Origin of the sequence: Arcicella sp. BE140 (assembly GCF_031456255.1) — a bacterium.
GTDB classification, from domain to species: Bacteria; Bacteroidota; Bacteroidia; order Cytophagales; family Spirosomataceae; genus Arcicella; species Arcicella aquatica.
The window spans coordinates 776,463-793,988 of sequence record NZ_JAVDUE010000001.1; the positions used below are offsets into that span (position 1 = coordinate 776,463).

Annotated in this window: 15 protein-coding genes; 7 read left to right on the forward strand and 8 right to left on the reverse strand. The window is 35.7% G+C overall.

Annotated elements, in window-relative coordinates; translation table 11 throughout:
• Nucleotides 1-9: 9 nt before the first annotated feature.
• From J2Y60_RS03175 to J2Y60_RS03195, 5 genes are all read right to left on the reverse strand, one after another.
• Nucleotides 10-2,043, reverse strand: coding sequence for a hypothetical protein (locus tag J2Y60_RS03175; RefSeq protein ID WP_309911967.1), 2,034 nt, complete (start codon nucleotides 2,041-2,043; stop codon nucleotides 10-12).
• Nucleotides 2,044-2,166: 123 nt separating this feature from the next.
• Nucleotides 2,167-3,666: a RagB/SusD family nutrient uptake outer membrane protein gene (locus tag J2Y60_RS03180; RefSeq protein WP_309911966.1), complete on the reverse strand. Its 1,500-nt coding sequence runs from the start codon at nucleotides 3,664-3,666 to the stop codon at nucleotides 2,167-2,169.
• A gap of 100 nt (nucleotides 3,667-3,766) precedes the next feature.
• Complete coding sequence (locus J2Y60_RS03185) at nucleotides 3,767-7,198, reverse strand: TonB-dependent receptor (protein WP_309911965.1); 3,432 nt, start codon at nucleotides 7,196-7,198, stop codon at nucleotides 3,767-3,769.
• A gap of 306 nt (nucleotides 7,199-7,504) precedes the next feature.
• A complete protein-coding gene (locus tag J2Y60_RS03190) occupies nucleotides 7,505-8,614 on the reverse strand; it encodes a FecR domain-containing protein (protein WP_309911964.1) in 1,110 nt (369 codons plus the stop codon).
• 135 nt (nucleotides 8,615-8,749) lie between these two features.
• Nucleotides 8,750-9,337, reverse strand: a complete 588-nt coding sequence (locus J2Y60_RS03195; RefSeq protein ID WP_309911963.1) for a sigma-70 family RNA polymerase sigma factor — start codon at nucleotides 9,335-9,337, stop codon at nucleotides 8,750-8,752.
• A 212-nt stretch (nucleotides 9,338-9,549) separates the two neighbouring features.
• Between J2Y60_RS03195 and J2Y60_RS03200 the strand changes: the two genes are divergently transcribed.
• Genes J2Y60_RS03200 through J2Y60_RS03225 form a run of 6 tightly spaced genes read left to right on the forward strand, consistent with a single transcriptional unit; the run spans nucleotide 9,550 to nucleotide 12,892 of the window.
• Nucleotides 9,550-10,125 carry an RNA polymerase sigma factor gene (locus J2Y60_RS03200; RefSeq protein ID WP_309911962.1) on the forward strand — a complete coding sequence of 192 codons (576 nt, stop codon included), beginning with the start codon at nucleotides 9,550-9,552 and terminating at the stop codon, nucleotides 10,123-10,125.
• Nucleotides 10,126-10,132: 7 nt separating this feature from the next.
• Nucleotides 10,133-10,429: a hypothetical protein gene (locus J2Y60_RS03205; protein ID WP_309911961.1), complete on the forward strand. Its 297-nt coding sequence runs from the start codon at nucleotides 10,133-10,135 to the stop codon at nucleotides 10,427-10,429.
• Nucleotides 10,426-10,911, forward strand: coding sequence for a hypothetical protein (locus tag J2Y60_RS03210; RefSeq protein WP_309911960.1), 486 nt, complete (start codon nucleotides 10,426-10,428; stop codon nucleotides 10,909-10,911). Before J2Y60_RS03205 ends, J2Y60_RS03210 begins: the two co-directional genes overlap by 4 nt.
• A 21-nt stretch (nucleotides 10,912-10,932) precedes the next feature.
• Nucleotides 10,933-11,679, forward strand: coding sequence for a YHYH protein (locus tag J2Y60_RS03215; RefSeq protein WP_309911959.1), 747 nt, complete (start codon nucleotides 10,933-10,935; stop codon nucleotides 11,677-11,679).
• 39 nt (nucleotides 11,680-11,718) lie between these two features.
• The gene (locus J2Y60_RS03220; RefSeq protein ID WP_309911958.1) at nucleotides 11,719-12,276 is read left to right on the forward strand and encodes a hypothetical protein; all 558 of its coding nucleotides are present in this window, start codon (nucleotides 11,719-11,721) and stop codon (nucleotides 12,274-12,276) included.
• Entirely contained in the window at nucleotides 12,266-12,892 is a 627-nt protein-coding gene (locus J2Y60_RS03225; protein ID WP_309911957.1) for an SCO family protein, read from the forward strand. Before J2Y60_RS03220 ends, J2Y60_RS03225 begins: the two co-directional genes overlap by 11 nt.
• A 74-nt stretch (nucleotides 12,893-12,966) precedes the next feature.
• On the opposite strand, the gene J2Y60_RS03230 is transcribed toward J2Y60_RS03225, so the two are convergent.
• From J2Y60_RS03230 to J2Y60_RS03240, 3 genes are all read right to left on the reverse strand, one after another.
• Nucleotides 12,967-13,644: a hypothetical protein gene (locus tag J2Y60_RS03230; protein ID WP_309911956.1), complete on the reverse strand. Its 678-nt coding sequence runs from the start codon at nucleotides 13,642-13,644 to the stop codon at nucleotides 12,967-12,969.
• 12 nt (nucleotides 13,645-13,656) lie between these two features.
• Nucleotides 13,657-14,295: a hypothetical protein gene (locus J2Y60_RS03235; RefSeq protein WP_309911955.1), complete on the reverse strand. Its 639-nt coding sequence runs from the start codon at nucleotides 14,293-14,295 to the stop codon at nucleotides 13,657-13,659.
• Nucleotides 14,296-14,574: 279 nt separating this feature from the next.
• On the reverse strand, nucleotides 14,575-15,540 hold the full coding sequence (locus J2Y60_RS03240; RefSeq protein WP_309911954.1) for a hypothetical protein: 966 nt from the start codon (nucleotides 15,538-15,540) through the stop codon (nucleotides 14,575-14,577).
• Nucleotides 15,541-15,953: 413 nt separating this feature from the next.
• Here J2Y60_RS03240 and J2Y60_RS03245 point away from each other — a divergent pair, with 413 nt between their 5' ends.
• The gene (locus J2Y60_RS03245; RefSeq protein ID WP_309911953.1) at nucleotides 15,954-17,177 is read left to right on the forward strand and encodes a TCR/Tet family MFS transporter; all 1,224 of its coding nucleotides are present in this window, start codon (nucleotides 15,954-15,956) and stop codon (nucleotides 17,175-17,177) included.
• The last annotated feature ends 349 nt before the right edge of the window (nucleotides 17,178-17,526 follow it).

Here is a 17,526-nt window from a genome sequence, read left to right on the forward strand (position 1 = left end):
GATTTTAAATTAATAAAGGATGATGTCATCGAATAAATAAGTGAAATTGGCAGAGCCGTCTCCTTTAGTGCCATTATCAAAAATGAGTACTACTTTTTGATAAGCCTTACTGGTATTAATTAAACTGTAATCAAAAATTAACTCCTCCCAAGCATTGGCTTTGGTGCTGCTTAATTCTTGTTCAAAACTAACGCTACCATCCGTCAGGTTTTCTACTTTCAATAATACCTTAGTACCTACTTTAGGTGTAAAAACTTTCATTTTGAATGTTTTTTTACTCGAAAAATCAATCGGGTTATCTAAGCTAAGAAATGCTCCACCCCAAGGTTGCCCTCCATTTTTAATCAACTTTACGACCTTGCCACTAGTATTGATGCCATTTACTTGTGGATTACTGATAACACTGGCATTACCTCCATCAAAATTCACAAAGTCATATTTCAATGATGTCGATTCAAAAGTTAATGGAATAGAAAGCGTGTTGTTGGTTTCAGTAACGGTGGCAATCTGTACATCGTCCCAATAAAAAACTTTTCCGTTACCTACTGTTCCAAAGTCAAAGAATAATGAAGCCTTGTGATATGTATTGGCAAGATTCAACGCATTAGTTCCTGCTACAGGTTTTGAAAAATCAAAAATTAATTCTTCCCACGCTTTTGCAGACTTTGTGAGTACCTCTGTTTCTACAGAGATATTTGGATTGTTGCGGTCTTCAATTTTCAACCTAATAGGAATGCCAACTGACGGAGAGTAAACTCTGACACTCATTTTAGTATTAGAAGCCGTAAGTTTAATAGCTGAGCTAAAGCCTGTTGGGGTTCCGATAGTAGTTCCCGCCCAAGTTTCTGCCCCAGATGGTTTGGTAGTAATTTTAACTTTATTCCCAGCCTTTGTTGGATCTATGCCATCAATAGTGCTATTATTCCCAAAGTCAGTTACTGTATAATTTACATTGGCTTCATCAAACGTAACTGGGAGATTGATTGGAGATATTACCACTGGGCTGAACAATTTGATGTCATCAAACAAATAGGTAAAATTACTCGAACCATCACCATTAGTACCATTATCAAAAATCAATACAATGTTTTGGTAACTATTAGCCGTATTGATAGCACTGTAATCAAAGGTTAATTCTTCCCAAGTATTGGCTTTGGTAGTGCTTACTTCTTTTTCGAAATTCAGAGAACCGTTCGATGCATTTTCGACTTTCAATAATACTTTTGCACCTACTCTTGGAGAAAACACCTTCATCGAGAAAAATTTATTCACTGAGAAATCTATTGACCCTCCCAAGGTAATAAAACTTCCACCATAGGTTTGTCCTGCATATTTAACCATTTTGCCAACTTTCGATGAAGTATTGATACCGCTAGCCTGTGGGTTGTTTACTACGGTTACTTCACCACCTGCAAAATTGGAAAATTTGTAGATTTGCCCAGCCGTCTCAAAATCAAGCGGTAATACAATCGGGCTTACAATGTTGATAGTCTTTTTTACTTCTGTAGTAGCTTTTCCTCCGCTCAATGCAACCACTTTCATCTCAAAATTACCGACAGAAGTGTAAGTATGGCTAATAGTTTCGCCTTCTAAAAAAGATTGCGGTACTTCGTTTGTTACGTCGCCAAAATAAACCTTAAATAGGGTTTCATAACTTGCTTTAGCCGAAACTTTTACTTTAAATGGATTAGCAGGTTCAATGGTGGTTGTTACTTCAACATTTTCAGGTGCTTTGAAAGAAACCGTTAATTGATGGGTACTCTCAGTACTTTTGCCAGTAACACCTACTCCTATTAATTTAACATTATAAACACCTTCAGCATATTTGTGTTGGATACTCTTACCTGCTTCTACAATTGCTGGAGTGTTTGTTCCATCACCAAAATATACTGAAAAGGTTGATGTGCCTTCGCCGTTGGGCGTAATGGTTACTAACCCTGTATTATCTTGTGTAATATCAAAAAGTGCAGCCATTTTAGCAGGAGCTGAGGCACTTTCCAGAAAAGAAATATCATCGAATATCTTTTCTTTACAGGCTGTCATTATAGAAATGAATACTATAATGGACAAAAATTTATATATATTTTTCATCGAAAATCATTTTGAAATGTTGAAAGGTAAATAGTTCCTTCAAATTCAAGTGGAATATTATTCCACTCATATAGATTAATAACCAGCATTTTGGATTAAGCCCGAAACATCTATTTCTGTTTGTGGAATCGGGAATATCTCGTTTTTACCAACCACAAAACCTTTTATTTTAGTTGAGGCTTGTCCAGTCCTAACCAAATCGAAAAAACGATCCCCTTCCATTCCTAATTCTAGTCTTCGTTCTGCCCAAATGGCTTCTTTTAGGGTATTTCCTGTCGCAGTAATGTTATGGGCATTGTCGCCAAATGCTCTTTGGCGCACTTTATTAAGGTACAACTGTGCCGTAACGTCATCAGGAGAAGCTTTTCGATTTAAAGCTTCGGCATACATCAGATACACATCTGCCAAACGAATAATGCGTTGATTATTCAAATAATTTAGTTCAATCTGTCCGCTTGTTTCTCCTTTTCTAGGTAAATACTTTTGGTTATATAAGCCTGTGTTTTTATAAGGAGCTACTTGATAAGTAATGCCAAAACTTGGATTAGCAATTTTATAAGCCTCTATATCTAAACAGGTTACATCCTTTCTTTTATCACCAGCTTCGTAGGCTTTCGCTAAATCTTGCGTAGGCAAGTTAGTACTCCAGCCTGCTGCATAAGGGCTAGACCCCGTTAGACCACGAATACCACATTGTTGAACGGCTAGATTTCCTTGTCCACGAGTAACACCACCCCAGTTATAATATGGTGAAAGATTTGAATATTGAATTTCAAAAACTGCTTCAGAACCGTTTTCGCCAGATTGCAAGAAAATATCCCCAAAGTTGGGTACTAAAGAATAAGGCCCGTCGATGACGCTTTTTAACATACCCGCAGCTAAATCAAACTTGTTTTGATAGAGATACACTTTACCTAACAATGCTTGGGCAGCAAATTTGGTTATTCTTCCATTTTTAGGGTCTGTACTTGGCAATGATGCAATAGCATTGGTCAAGTCTTTTTCTATTTGTGCATATACATCTGCTTTTGGAGCTTGTTTCAAGGCTCTTGAATCGGCAATGCCCAATTTCTTATCGACAAATAAGGGTACATTACCAAATACTTTAACGAGCGAGAAATAATAATAAGCACGCAAAAAAGCTACTTCACCATACATGGCTTCTTTTTCTGGAAAGGCTATGGTTTCGCCAGCAGGATTTTTGTCTTTATACTGATATAAATAATTGGCACGATTGATTCCCTCGTATGACGCTTTCCAAATTTCTGCCAATGTTCCATTTTGAGAAGTCACAGTATAATCGTCTATATTTTGTAAATTCAATACATCCGAGGCATTTTCGCCGCCAGCTACTGCATTATCAGATGCTATGTCGCCAATTGGAACTATTTGATTCAACCATTGCATAGGTGTATAAACACTTACGCCCATGCTTTGATAATCAGTAGATGATTTTAAATAATCTTGATCAGTTACTCTATAATCGTCTTTAGGACTATAGTCAACCCATTCACTACAACTGGTAATACCTATTGTGATGAAAAGAAAACAGAGAATATTAATGATGTTTTTCATTTTTGTTATTTTTTTCAAAATGCTGTTAGCTTAAACATTTATTTTGACTAATTTCTATTTTGGGGCTTATTGCTTAAAGCCTTGCACTTCATGCATTTAGTTAAAACTTTACATCAATCCCAACAGACCAAGTTCTGGCTTGAGGGTAGGTCCCACGGTCAACACCAGTATCTAGTACACCGCCCGGAATTTCAGGGTCATAGCCAGAATATTTTGTAAAAGTGAACGCATTTTTTACTTGAGCATAAATGCGTATTTTATTCACTATTCTTTTAGGTACAATGGCATTAGGAAGCGTATAGCCAATCTGAATGTTTTTAATTTTTACGAAAGAGCCATCCTCAACATATCGGTCTGATACCCTGATATTGCTATTGGCATCCACAAATGAAAACCGAGGATTATTGGCATTATTGGTTGTGCCTTCGCCCGTCCATCGTCCTAATACAGACCTGAATTTGTTTGAATAAATCGCATTCCTTTCGTAAGCTCTGTAGATGTCATTACCGATAGATGCATAGGTAAATACATTTAGGTCTAGATTTTTATAGCTTAATCCCAAATTCCAACCCATCGTAAAATCTGGGAAAGGATTTCCAATTTGGGTTTTATCTAAATCTGTAATTTGTCCGTCGCCATTAACGTCAACAAAGCGAATATCTCCAGGAACAGCCCCTGACTGTTTGGGTGCTTCTGCAATTTGAGATGTATTCTGAAACAGACCATTGGTTTTAAAACCATAGAAATAACCAGGAGCGAAGCCTTGTTGGAAACGAGTAGCCGTTTGTGATTGACCGTTGAAATACGAACCACCTGGAATAATCGCCGTTCCGTCTGAATTGGTAGCTGTTACTAAGTTTTTAGATGTTGTGAAGGTAATATTAGTATTGATTTTTAAATCCTTTATGATTTCAGCATTATAACCAAAATTTAGATCTACCCCACTACTTTTGGTTGAACCAATATTGGCAGTTGGGGCCGAAGCCGCACCTAAATACAATGATATAGAAGGCGTAAACAATAACCCATCTACCGACTTATCAAAATAATCTGCCGATAACGACCACTTGTTATTGCCAAAACGTACATCAAACCCTACGTTACTTTGTAGTTGTTTTTCCCAACGCAAGGTAGTGTTGGCATAAGACCCAACCGTTGACCCAGGAGTAAAAGTGTTTCCAAAGGTGTAACCATTACTATTCGCATCTGATGCGTAGCTCGGTCCGCCAGAAATTATACCTACATATTGTGGATTTACGTTTTCATTGCCTATAGAACCATAGCTTCCTCTTATTTTTAGATAATTCAAGAAATCTATATTGAAAAAATCTTCATTGGAAATTACCCAGCCCAAAGAACCAGCATAGAAATTGGCAAATTTATTGTCAATCCCGAAGGCATAAGAACCATCACGACGAGCTGAAAAGGATACTAGATATTTGTCTTTATAGTCGTAGTTTATTCTACCAAAATAAGAAAGATTTTTTCTGAAATACTGCGAATTACCCATTGTTTGTGCATTGGTATTAGTAGCTGTGTTAATACCTGTTGCTGAAGTAATATCGGCAAAAGTCCATGAATTAAAAGGAACATCTTGTCTTGAGCCATTGATTTCATCACCAGCTATTTTAGCGAATGATATACCTAGCACGGTTTCGAAATTATGATCGTTATTAACTTTGAAATTATAAGTACCAAAGGTTTCAATAGTATAAGTATTATCAGTTCTTTTTGACTCATAAACACTGTTATGTCTGCCAGTAACGGTTGAACCATCAGCATTCATCGTGTTTTCAACATTCAAAGGCCCATAGAAAACCAATGGTGTAAATGACTTATATGTATTGTTGTAATTGGTGTAACCAAAACGTGAAGACAAAGTCAGATTTTTAATTACCTCATATTGTAGTTCTAACTTTCCGTATAATTTATTGCCATTGCTGTTATTGTAGTTATTATCTAGTTTCGTTAATGGATTAAAAATTTCGGATAATAATAAATTACTGTAACCGTATTTCCCAACAGTATTAGGTACTGTATTTAAAATAGAAACGGTAGGGTCAAAATTTAAAGCACTACCAATGATTGAATTAAAAGAGTTTTCTTGAAGACCAATGTTTTTTATGTTTACATAACTGGTATTGGCCAAGAATTTCACTTTTGGAGTAATCTGGAAAGTAAGGTTAGTGGTAAAATTCAAACGGTTAAAATTTGAATTAGCTCCGCCACCCACAATACCATCTTGCCCAAGGTAACCTCCTGAAAGAAAATACTGAACTTTATCACTACCGCCTTTTACTGAAATGTTATGTGACTGTAAGGGTGCATTTTTAAAAATTTGTTTTTGCCAATCTGTTCCAACACCCAAAGTAGATAAATCTTTGAAAATCAATCCCCCACCTGAAACCGTACTACCTTCATTCAAAATTGCACCGTATTCCGTAGCATTTAAAACGCCAATAGTTTTCATTACTTGCTGAACACCATAATTACTACTATATGAAATCTCCGCTTTTTGATTTCTACCTCCGCTTTTAGTAGTGACTACTATTACGCCATTACCACCTTTTACTCCGTAGATTGCTGTTGTGGCTGCATCCTTCAATACATTCATCGACTCTATATCAGCAGAATTGATGGAGTTAAAATCATTCAATGTTTGGGGTACACCATCAATTATAACTACTGGATCCGTACCCGAAAATGAAGGAATTCCTCTGATTAATACGGTTGGTTTTGAGCCAGGCGAACCATTTGAAATCACAGTAACACCTGAAGCTCTACCTTGCAAGGCATCTTCAGGACGAACAGGGCGAAGCTTTTCAATATCTGTTCCTTTAACGGTTGAGATAGCCCCTGAAACATTAGTTACTTTTTGTGTACCATAACCAACCACTACTACTTCATTAAGCTTTTTGGTATCAGGCACTAAACTAATATTGATAGCAAAGCGATTGCCCACCGTTATTTCTTGTAGGTCATAACCTACAGAGGTAACGATTAAAACAGCTTTCTCGTTAGGAACAACCAACGAGAAATTCCCATCAACATCACTCGTGGTTCCTTGAGTAGTACCTTTGATGGCAATGCTTACACCTGCAATGGTCTCGTTGGTTTCAGCATCAGTTATTTTTCCTTTAATAGTTTGGTCTATATTATTTTCTAACAAACCAAAATTATTACTAGCCTCGCTATTGGGGGATGTTTTATTAGTAGCTCTTTTTAGTAAAATTTTTCTGCCAACTACCTCATAGTTAATTTTTAGAGGCTTTAGTAGCTCTTCTAATACGGTAGAAAGTTTCTCTTTTGTGGCTACAATACTTACTTTTCTATTAGCCATAATTAGCTGCGGACTATACATAAACTTTATGTTGGCCTCGCTCTCTATTTTTTCAAGAATTTTTTCAACTTCTTGTTGACTAATGTTGATACTTACCTTTTGGTCAAGTATTTCCTGTGCATGTGTATTGGCCGCATTAGCGAACGACATACAGAGAAAGGTAATAATAGTTTGAAATAAACTGATTCGCATGATCTTGATCGGAATCTTGTTAAATTGTCGATTTTTTGACATAATTTTGAGTTGTTAGTTTTGAACGACTGACACAAAAGAATCCCTGCATCAAAAGAATAATTGATGTTTAAAAGCTTGAGCACTTTTAGGGATAGTTAAGTCGATGATGTTGGTAGCATCATCGGCTTTTTTTTACAGGAAATTTGTTTGAATTGTTACTTCACTTTGATTTGCTTGTCTAATGTTTTGAGTGATTGTTTTATTTATACGGTTTAAAAATTATTTACTAATCGAATATAAAATCATTTAGCACCTTTAGCGTCTTTAATTACAGCCTTTCCCTTCTATAAAGATTTTTCCTTCTTTCATTTCATATTTGGCTTCAAGTACTTTACAAATAAGGTTAATTTTCTCTAATAAGGGTTCATCACCTAATTCTGCCGTCAATTGGCACGAAGCCATTAGTGTTTTGTCGTACACAATCTCGATGCCGTATGAGTTTTCTAAAATAGAAAAGACATCAACGATAGGTTCGTTCTTGAAAACAAAACTTTGTCTTTGAATAATAGGAAGTGCTACAATTTGTGGTACTGTAAGTTCAGCCTTTTTGAATTGCCATTTTGGACGAATAAATGTGGCCTGTTGATTAGGTAAAATCAATAAACCCGATAGCACTTTACTATGCTGTTGATCTACAAAAGAAGCATTTTTCTGAGAAAAAACTGATACCCGACCAGACTTTACAAATACCTGAACTTGTTTGTCTTCTTCAAAGGCTTTAATAGTAAAACTTGTTCCCAACACTTTGGCTACTACTTCGTTAGCATATACCAAGAAAGGTTTGTTTGGGTTTTTAGCAATTTCAAAAAAAGCTTCTCCAGATAACACTACTTCACGGGTCTGTCCTGTAAACTTTTCTGGATAACTTATTTTGCTATTTGGTTGCAAAACAACAGAGCTACCGTCTGATAGCGTAATTAATTGACTTTTTGAAGAGGTATTCTTTACTTCAATAAATGTAGTTTGTTGGGCTACTCTCGCTACAGAATTACTATAAGTAGGTGTTGCTCTTTCTGCTAATTTATCAAAAACTACAAAACCTACTAAGCAAAACAGTAGGATAGATGCTGCTAGCCCTATTCTTTTAAATAATATACTGTTGATGAAATGTACTTTTTTGATTTTTCTTTGTTCTGCTACGTTTACGATTTTAGCAATAGCTTCAGCAATTTCGTCATCGTTTATTTGTTCTTGAGCATTTTTAAACGCAAGCACAATTTGCTTGGCTTTTTGAATACTTAATTCCTTATCAGGATTTTGGGATAGCCAATTTTCCCAGAACTGTATATCTTCTGGTGAATTTTTCAAAACCCATTTCCTGAAACTCACATCTAATGCGAATTGATTGGCTGTATATTGTCTGTAATCAAACATAGAATAATTTGTATTATTTTGCTCTATATTTGAAATAGCCTATAGACAATCATCGATACTCACTTGAGAGGAAATATTTTTTTATTTTTTTTGAAAGCTTCATGAAAGAGTGGTCAGAAGAACTGGAATGAATCGTTAATTTTTTATATGAAGAAAGTAAAGTAACTGCATGGCAAGAAACCAATTGCTTTTTAGGTTAATAATAGCACGATGTAATAAGTTAGAGACAGACTGTTTGTTCATATCCATAATATCAGCGATTTCTTCAATGCTCAACGCTTCGTAGAATTTCAAAAAAATAACTTCTTGTTGGCGTTTTGGCAGTGAAGAAAGGATTGATTTAAGTTTATATTCGTTTTCAACAAATAATTCAGATTCAATCAGTTCCGACTCGGCATTAATTCCTTCGGTAAAAGGTAAATCGCTATCTAAATCATCAGAATGATTTCTTTTCTCATGGTTAAGTTTTTTGAAAAGATTATTTCTTAGGGATTTTAATAGATAAATTGTTACAAATGGCGACGATTGTAATGTTTCACGGTGATCCCAGAGATATAAAAACAAGTCTTGAATACAGTCTTTTATTAATTCTCTATCTTTAGTAAACTTGGTAGCATAGTTAAATAGTATCTTGTAATGATTGTTCGCAAGTTGCCCAAGTGCTTTACTATCACCTTCTTGAAAGGATTTCCATAGTGCTATGTGTTTATTTGTAGGCTCCATTTGATGAAAATAATAGTGCAAAATACTGTAAAACATTCAAGAAATACTAGAAACTCTTGAATTCGTTATGGCTACCTTACCTTATGGGGTTTTAGTTCATAAAATTATATTTGATACAAACTGTTAGAGAATATTCAAAAATAAATCAACATCCACCGCAAGTTTTTTTTATCAACGACATCTAAAGAATAAATGAACCTCGATTATTGCTAATGATTGAACCTGAACTGTTAGAAAAGTTAAAAAATGCTGATGAAGCAGCTTTTCGTTTTTTAGTGGAAAAGTACCAAGACAAAGTATTTAATACTTGTCTGGGCTTTCTGCGGAATGTCGAAGAGGCTGAAGACTTAGCACAAGAGGTTTTTATTGAGCTTTACGAATCGATTCATTCTTTCAGAGGCGAAGCCAAGGTCTCTACTTTCTTGTATAGAATTGCGGTGACTAAATCTTTGGATTATCTGAGGAAACAAAAAAGGCAGAAGCGGCTGAGTTTTGTTTTATCGTTATTTGGCTTAGAAGACCAAATACAATCAGTAGGCAGTATCGAAACAGACCATCCTGGTGTATTGCTTGAAAATAAGGAAAGAACCAACTTAATGTTTAGTAAAATAGATGAACTACCCGAAAGACAAAGAGTTGCGTTTTCGCTTCATAAAATTGATGGATTGAGTTATCAAGAAATTGCAGAAGTGATGGAGTTGAGCATTTCATCCATTGAATCATTGATTTTTAGGGCAAAACAAAGCTTACAGAAGAAACTAAAACAATATTACGAAACTGAAAAATAAGGGCCGTATGAAAAATATAGAAGAAGAAATATTCAAAACACTGGAAAGTATTGATAAGATTCAGCCAGTACCGTCGAATCCGTTTTTGTATGCCAAAATCAAAAATCGTATCAATCAGCGTCCTTTGCCAATCATAATGCCTTGGATGAGTTATGCAAAACTAGCGGTATGTATGTTGATTGTGGGGTTTAATATGGTGACGATTAGTAAAATTTATATTAGTAATAGCCAGCCTACCATGACTAAAGAAGAATTAGGCAATTACTTAGGCCTATCAGGTATTCAAAATGTGTATGAACCATGAAAAATAAATATAATTGGATAATCGGCTTTTTGGTGGTAATGAATATCCTGCTATTAGGAACGGTTTGGTTTTCTCACAGAAGACCTCCACATCCTGAGAGACAAGAAGTTAGAAAGTTGGTAGAGAAAACACTTCAATTTGACAAGGCTCAGAGCGAGCAGTATGATGTACTTATTAATGAACATCAACGTGACTTGAGGGCAATTAATGACGAAATATTGCCATTGAAAAGTGAGCTATTCCAGATGGTAGCTTCGCCAGAAGATACTGTAAAAACACGGGAATTATCGGAGAAAATAGCCCAACTTATTGTCAAGCAAGATTTAATTACGTTAAATCACTTCAAGAAAGTGAGAAATACTATTTGTAACAAAGACCAAAAAATCTTGCTAGACCATCTATTATCAGAGATTTTAGCTAAAATGAGCCATCAAGGTGAACCTCCGCCACCAAGAGGCTCTGAAGGAAGAAGACCAGAATAATTAACTTAACCCATTAAAACTATGAAGTATTACTCATTAATCGTGCTTTCAGTTATTTTCCTAGCTTGTAAACAAAGCGACGATAACAGCGTCACACCAACCACTACAACATCGGATGTGGATATTTCGGTCATTAAAAATAAGTTCTCAGGTGTTAGCGTTACCGCCACCGTGGAAGGAGATTATTTGGTGATTAGGAGCAATGGTATTCCAGACCATAAGAGTCCGTATTTTGCCAAAACAGATGCTCGTTATGAAGCCTATAATGGCACTAATACGAAATTTAACTTGAACCCTAATAGCATTTCAGAGCAAGCATTGGTTTTTAAAATACCCTTACACCCAAGCAAAGCTAGTGCTTCAGCAGCTACGCCTTTGGGACCAATAGGAGTTTCATTGAATGGTGTTCCTTTTTTCAATCAATATGCAGGGCCTAATCAGCCTTTGACCAATGAAATAAATTCTTTTGACCAATATTTGGGACATCCCCAACAAACGGGGCAATATCATTATCATCAAGAACCAGCTTACCTAACCACTAAAAATGGGAAAAGTGCTTTTTTAGGATTATTGCTTGATGGATTTCCTGTATATGGACCAATGGAAAATGGTAAAGCTGTAACCAATGCTGATTTAGATAATTTACATGGGCATTCGCATGCTACTACAGAGTTCCCTGCGGGTATTTATCACTATCACATCACCGATGCTGACCCTTACATCAACGGTACAGGCTTTTATGGAACATCTGGAACAGTGAGTAAGTAATTTTAGAAGGATTATTAAACCAAAGGTTGCTTCATTTCCATGATAAAATTTATCACTTTATTGCTTTTTATTACGGTATCTTGCCTGTCATCCCAAGAGGAGATTTCTTGGGATGATAAACTATTCCATCAAAAAGAAGAATACCTGTATTATCAAGACAAGCCTTTTACTGGAGTAGTTTTGAAGTTTTATGCAAACCATCAAATACAGTCAAGACAATATTTTTCAGCGGGAAAATTAGATGGCTTGTCAGAGAAATGGTTTGAAAATGGACAGATGCAAGAGCGGAGGTACTTTACAGAGAATCATAAAACAGGGAAACATGAAGCTTGGTGGGAGAACGGACAACAACGATTTGAATATGAATTTGATGATGATGTGCCTATCAAGCTTCACAAAGAGTGGTATCCGAATGGTCAGCTTTTTACAATAAGCAATTATGATGAAAATGGACAACCGATGGGCATACAACAAATGTGGTTTGATGATGGCAAGATAAAAGCAAACTATGAAGTGAAAAATGGTCGGCGATTTGGCTTATTGGGTGCTAAAGGCTGTATGGGTAAGAATGAAAAATCAGTTGCGAATGAAAACTAACTACATTATCGCCTTGTGTATTGGGCTAGTCTGTTGGAATTGTAAAAGTCCTAAACAAGAGCAACTGCCTTTTTATAATACGCCTGATTTTACGGCTGTTTGGCATGCTGAGGAGGTATCTCATAAACTTGCTCCTTTTCAATTTCAGAATCAAGATAATAAGAGTATCAACGAGAAAGACTTATTAGGGAAAATACATGTAGCCAATTTTTTCTTTACGATTTGCCCAAGTCTTTGTCCGAAGTTGATGACATCTATGCAAGAAGTCTCAAAGGCTTTTCCTAATGATAGTATCGTGCGGATAATGTCATACAGTGTCATGCCTAATCGTGATAGTGTAAGTGTTTTAAAGAATTATGCGATAACCCATAAAATAAATTCGCCAAAATGGAATTTATTAACAGGCGACAAAAAAGCCATTTATCAGCTTGCGAGGAAATCATATTTTGCGGATGAAAATTTAGGCGTTCAGCGGAAAGAAAATGATTTCCTGCATACTGAAAATTTTATATTGGTAGATAAGCAACTAAGAATAAGAGGAATTTATAATGGAACAATTCCTTTAGATATCGAGCATTTGATTGAGGATATTAAGGTATTGAAAGCTGAGGAATAAACGTTATTTTCCTATTAGGGAGCGACTTAAGTCGCTCCCTAATAGGAAAATTTATCACTCACAAGTCATCACGCTTACTTAATAATATACCTTATCCCTAAACCATACGAGAAAGCAACTTTAGGACTGAAATTATAATCAAACTGTTTTTGGGTGAAGTTTTCTGAGCTTCCTCCTTGGAGAGGAGATCTTTTACCATCTGTCCATGAGTAGCCTACACTAGCAACGTTCAAATTGAGCAAGTTTCCAGTGAATGCCCATTTATCATTCAAACGATACATTATTCCACCATTTCCGGTCAAATTTAATCCAATACTATTAATAGTTTGTTGGGTATAACCGATTGAAGAACTACTTTGGAATGTTGTAGATTGCAGATTTCCATAATTTACTCCTCCCATAATACGTCCGTAAATGCCAATTTTTCCAAAGATACTTTTATAATATTCATGACCTTTGTTTAAACTGATATTCAGATCCTTGCTTTGAACTGCTGAATATTGATAATCTTGATTCGTGTAATTGATGTTCAGTGAAAGAATACGGGCTGTATTTTTGGTATTGTATTTCCCCCAATCTACCCCAATTGAATAGTTCTTTTGTGTCGAAAAATTATCGCTTGAACTTAAGGGCTGTTGAACGTTGAATGAGCCTTGTAAAAAAGAGTCGCCAGCATTAAACTGAGCTTTTGAATAAGTATTAGCTAATAATACTATTACAAAAATGTATATTAATTTTATGTTTGATTTCATCTTAATTAAGGTTTAGAATGTTTTGCCGATTGAAATGGATAATGAACTCACATTCATGATACTATTGAGGTTTAAATTCGTCTGTTGTTCTATTCCTATCTTAGAATGTTGTAAATTCAAATTTACCAAAGAAGTTTGCCCGTTGATAAACAGATTTTTCTTTAAGAAATAACGAACGCCAAAGTTTACACCCGCTTCTAGCTGATAAGTGTTGTAATCATAAGTATAGGTAATATTACCAGTTCTGAATCCATAGCCAACTTTCCCTACGATTTCTCCATAAATAGCTAATGACTTACTCAGAGGCTTAAATTTATCCACAAAATAACCAGCTTTTATGGTATGAAAATAGTTGTTGTTTGTAGATATATTATTACTAGCGTAGCTGTTTGATTGTAGGTTATAATCCAACAGCCATCCTTTAGCCAAAAAATCCTCAGTAAATACAGCTCTTTTAAAAGTAAGGGCTATGTTGTGGGTAGCGTTGTCAGTAGTAAAAATGGCAGCTCCTTTAGTGTTGATAGAAGCAATATTTCCACTGAAGGTACCTTGTATTTGCCAAAATTTAGTATCTTTTTCATACTGGGCTTTAGAGAGAAAACTTATCATGAAAAATAGCATGACAAGCATGAGTGTTTTTTTGTTTGACATAGTGTAAGAGATGATTTGAATGTTTAAGTGTTTTTATTTGATGACGAAAGTACTTGCTTAACTAATATCAAACAAGAAAGCTGTAAGTACAGAAGCTTTATTTAAGACTTTTTAAGAAATAACGATTCATAGATCTAATCATTATTTCTTAGTAATCTAATACGAGATAGTCATCTATGTTATGACAAAGTAAATACGAAATACCCCTACAAAAAAAACGATTGTAGTAAATGCTACAATCGTTTTTAGGAAAATAAATATACTTATGTTTACTCATTTTTACTTCTGTACTTTAATATCGAAATCAATAGTACCAGCTACACCCGCTACGATATTATTGATTTTAATCAGCCCCTTTTTCCCTCTACCATTCAAGAAGGAATACACTTTCCCTGATTCAACAGCAATAAATTGAGGAGCAGTATTAGAGATGCTCAAAGCTCCCAATGTTACATCATTGGCAGTGGCAAAATCTACAGAAGTAGGCGCTAACGCAAAATACGTGGCTGAACCTCCGCCCGTGTAAGAACCTGAGCAGTCAGTAGCAGTAGCTGTGGTGCTTAAACTAAAGCTAGTACTTCTAGCTGGATTAGACATCAACGTTGATTTGACAGGTGAACCCACAGATGCATACGTAATATCCACATACTTCATGTTTGAATCCAAATCACATACTTTATAAATATCACCTGTAGCTGAAGTTACCCTTGAACCTGCTGCATTCGATTGAGCCCCCAAAGTAATAGAAGGCCAAGAAGCAATTTGAGCTTCAGAAGAAACATTTACGACTAAGGTTCTACGTGTTACGTTGGCAGAAGTACTATTAGCATCTGTTGAAGTATTATCATATACATCAAAATGAATATAAACTTTTCCTGACGTTGGCGAAACAGTATAGTCAATTGTCTGTGTTTGTTCATCTTTATTCTTCAATTTAATTTCGAACAAAGGCGTGGCATTGGCAGGACGATAATTCGCAGTGGTTTCTACGAAAACCCGAAGGATACGAGGTTTGCCCCCTGATGCTGTTTTCTTGATTAATAACGACACGTTTACATTATCCCCATTTGCCGCTACAACTGATGATGTTGCATTGATTGTTGGGTCTGTAAAGGTTACATCTAGTCCGCCAGTTGCAGCAGGTAAAGTATTATCTACTGTTGTTGGTTGAATATCTGGTGTAACACCGCACGCAGAAACCAAAGCCACTAAAATGACCACAAATAAGTTTGATAGTTTTTTCATGTTTTTAACAAAAATAATAAGCAAGGATTTAGTTTACAGAAGCTTGAAAGGACTTACACCGCAAAGCAAAAAAGGAAAATAGATTGGTTTTTAAAATCTATTGTTTACAAATAATATTAGCTGATTTTTACAAAATTATGCAACCTTTATCGCTTAAGCAAGCTAGCTACATCATCATGTGAGGTTCAGAAACTGTAGTGACATAACATTGGTATTGAATTTCAAGGAGTTCTGGCTGGCTATCAAAATGAAAAATAATAGATTGACGTATATAATTTCAGATTTTTAGGTAGATAAACTTTGTGTTATATTATGCCTAAGTGAGGGAAGCCTTCTATGTAAAAGGCTGTCTCTTTTATAAAAAATGTTTAACTTGCCTAATAATTATTATCTGTGAATCCACTTCTTTTCTCATGTCAGCAAAACGAAACCCTGCTATTGTATTTATTTTCATTACTATATTGATTGATGTTTTAGGAATTGGGATTATTATTCCAGTTTTGCCTAAATTATTACAAGAACTCACTGGTAAAGGCCTTAGCGAAGCATCACAATATTCTGGTATTATGATGGCCGCTTATGCTTGTATGCAGTTTATTTTTTCACCCATTCTTGGTGGACTAAGTGATAAGTATGGTCGTCGCCCTATTATTTTAGGGTCACTTTTTGGCTTTGGGTTAGACTATATTCTGCTGGGTTTTGCACCAACCATCGCATGGTTGTTTGTTGGGCGAATCATTGCAGGTATCACAGGGGCAAGCTTTACTACAGCCTCAGCTTACATCGCTGATATTTCAAATGATGAAAACCGCTCTAAAAACTTTGGGATGATTGGCGCTGCCTTTGGGGTTGGTTTTATTATTGGGCCAGTCATTGGAGGAGTATTGGGGGATATTGGCGTGAGAGTGCCATTTTTTGTAGCAGCCGCTTTAACATTGTTGAATTGGTTGTACGGGTATTTTGTATTACCAGAATCATTGAAGGTTGAAAATAGGAGAGATTTTGATTGGAAACGTGCTAATCCTATTGGTTCATTAAAAAGTTTGGGTCGTTATCCAGTAGTATTAGGGTTGGTAGGTGCATTTTTCTGTTTGCAATTAGCAGGACAAACACACCCAAGCACTTGGTCATATTTCACCATGAAAGAATTTAATTGGACTTTAGCAGAAGTTGGTTATTCACTATCGTTTGTGGGGCTAGTTGTTGCCATTGTTCAAGGAGGTTTAAATAGAATCATTAATCCAAAATTAGGAGATAGAAATTCAGTGATGGTAGGTTTGTTATTTTATGCAGCAGGTTTTGCCTTATTTGCTTTGGCTACCAAAAGTTGGATGATGTACGCTTTTATGATTCCTTTTGGCTTAGGCGGTATAGCGGGGCCAGCATTACAAAGTATGATTTCTAAACAAGTACCTGCTAATGAACAAGGAGAATTGCAGGGAGGTTTAACCAGTTTACAAAGCGTAACAACCATCTTCGGACCTTTGTTAGCCTCCAATTTATTTGCTTATTTCTCCGCAGAAAATGCGCCTGTTTTCTTCCCAGGGGCAGCATTTATGATGGCAGCAGTTTTAACGATTATTGCTTTATTAATAGCCTTGAAATCTTTTCCAAGAAAATCTGTAGCAGAAGCGTAGGGAGTGATGAGTTGTGAGTTTTGAGTGAGGAATTATTAGTTGTGTGATAAGTTTTTGATTTTCCGCACTTGTTGGTTTTTCCTAGGCGAATAAGAATGGATAGAATATTCCTATTAGGGTGCGACTTAAGTCGCACCCTAATAGGAAGAGGAGATTTTCTGGGCTTATGAAAATACCAACAAGGACAAAGAAAGTCGAAAAAACTTAATTTTTGAGGAACTATCTATACAAGATTTGAATTTTCTTTAGCTCAAAGCTCAAAGCTCAAAGCTCAAAGCTCAAAGCTCAAAGCTCAAAGCTCAAAGCTCAAAGCTCAAAGCTCAAAGCTCAAAGCTCAAAGCTCAAAGCT

What these genes read in the sequence shown, in the direction of transcription:
- J2Y60_RS03175 (WP_309911967.1), bottom strand. Translation starts at nt 2,043, where the DNA reads ATGACAGCCTGTAAAGAAAAGATATTCGATGATATTTCTTTTCTGGAA.
- J2Y60_RS03180 (WP_309911966.1), bottom strand. Translation starts at nt 3,666, where the DNA reads ATGAAAAACATCATTAATATTCTCTGTTTTCTTTTCATCACAATAGGT.
- J2Y60_RS03185 (WP_309911965.1), bottom strand. Translation starts at nt 7,198, where the DNA reads ATGCGAATCAGTTTATTTCAAACTATTATTACCTTTCTCTGTATGTCG.
- J2Y60_RS03190 (WP_309911964.1), bottom strand. Translation starts at nt 8,614, where the DNA reads ATGTTTGATTACAGACAATATACAGCCAATCAATTCGCATTAGATGTG.
- J2Y60_RS03195 (WP_309911963.1), bottom strand. Translation starts at nt 9,337, where the DNA reads ATGGAGCCTACAAATAAACACATAGCACTATGGAAATCCTTTCAAGAA.
- J2Y60_RS03200 (WP_309911962.1), top strand. Translation starts at nt 9,550, where the DNA reads ATGATTGAACCTGAACTGTTAGAAAAGTTAAAAAATGCTGATGAAGCA.
- J2Y60_RS03205 (WP_309911961.1), top strand. Translation starts at nt 10,133, where the DNA reads ATGAAAAATATAGAAGAAGAAATATTCAAAACACTGGAAAGTATTGAT.
- J2Y60_RS03210 (WP_309911960.1), top strand. Translation starts at nt 10,426, where the DNA reads ATGAAAAATAAATATAATTGGATAATCGGCTTTTTGGTGGTAATGAAT.
- J2Y60_RS03215 (WP_309911959.1), top strand. Translation starts at nt 10,933, where the DNA reads ATGAAGTATTACTCATTAATCGTGCTTTCAGTTATTTTCCTAGCTTGT.
- J2Y60_RS03220 (WP_309911958.1), top strand. Translation starts at nt 11,719, where the DNA reads ATGATAAAATTTATCACTTTATTGCTTTTTATTACGGTATCTTGCCTG.
- J2Y60_RS03225 (WP_309911957.1), top strand. Translation starts at nt 12,266, where the DNA reads ATGAAAACTAACTACATTATCGCCTTGTGTATTGGGCTAGTCTGTTGG.
- J2Y60_RS03230 (WP_309911956.1), bottom strand. Translation starts at nt 13,644, where the DNA reads ATGAAATCAAACATAAAATTAATATACATTTTTGTAATAGTATTATTA.
- J2Y60_RS03235 (WP_309911955.1), bottom strand. Translation starts at nt 14,295, where the DNA reads ATGTCAAACAAAAAAACACTCATGCTTGTCATGCTATTTTTCATGATA.
- J2Y60_RS03240 (WP_309911954.1), bottom strand. Translation starts at nt 15,540, where the DNA reads ATGAAAAAACTATCAAACTTATTTGTGGTCATTTTAGTGGCTTTGGTT.
- J2Y60_RS03245 (WP_309911953.1), top strand. Translation starts at nt 15,954, where the DNA reads ATGTCAGCAAAACGAAACCCTGCTATTGTATTTATTTTCATTACTATA.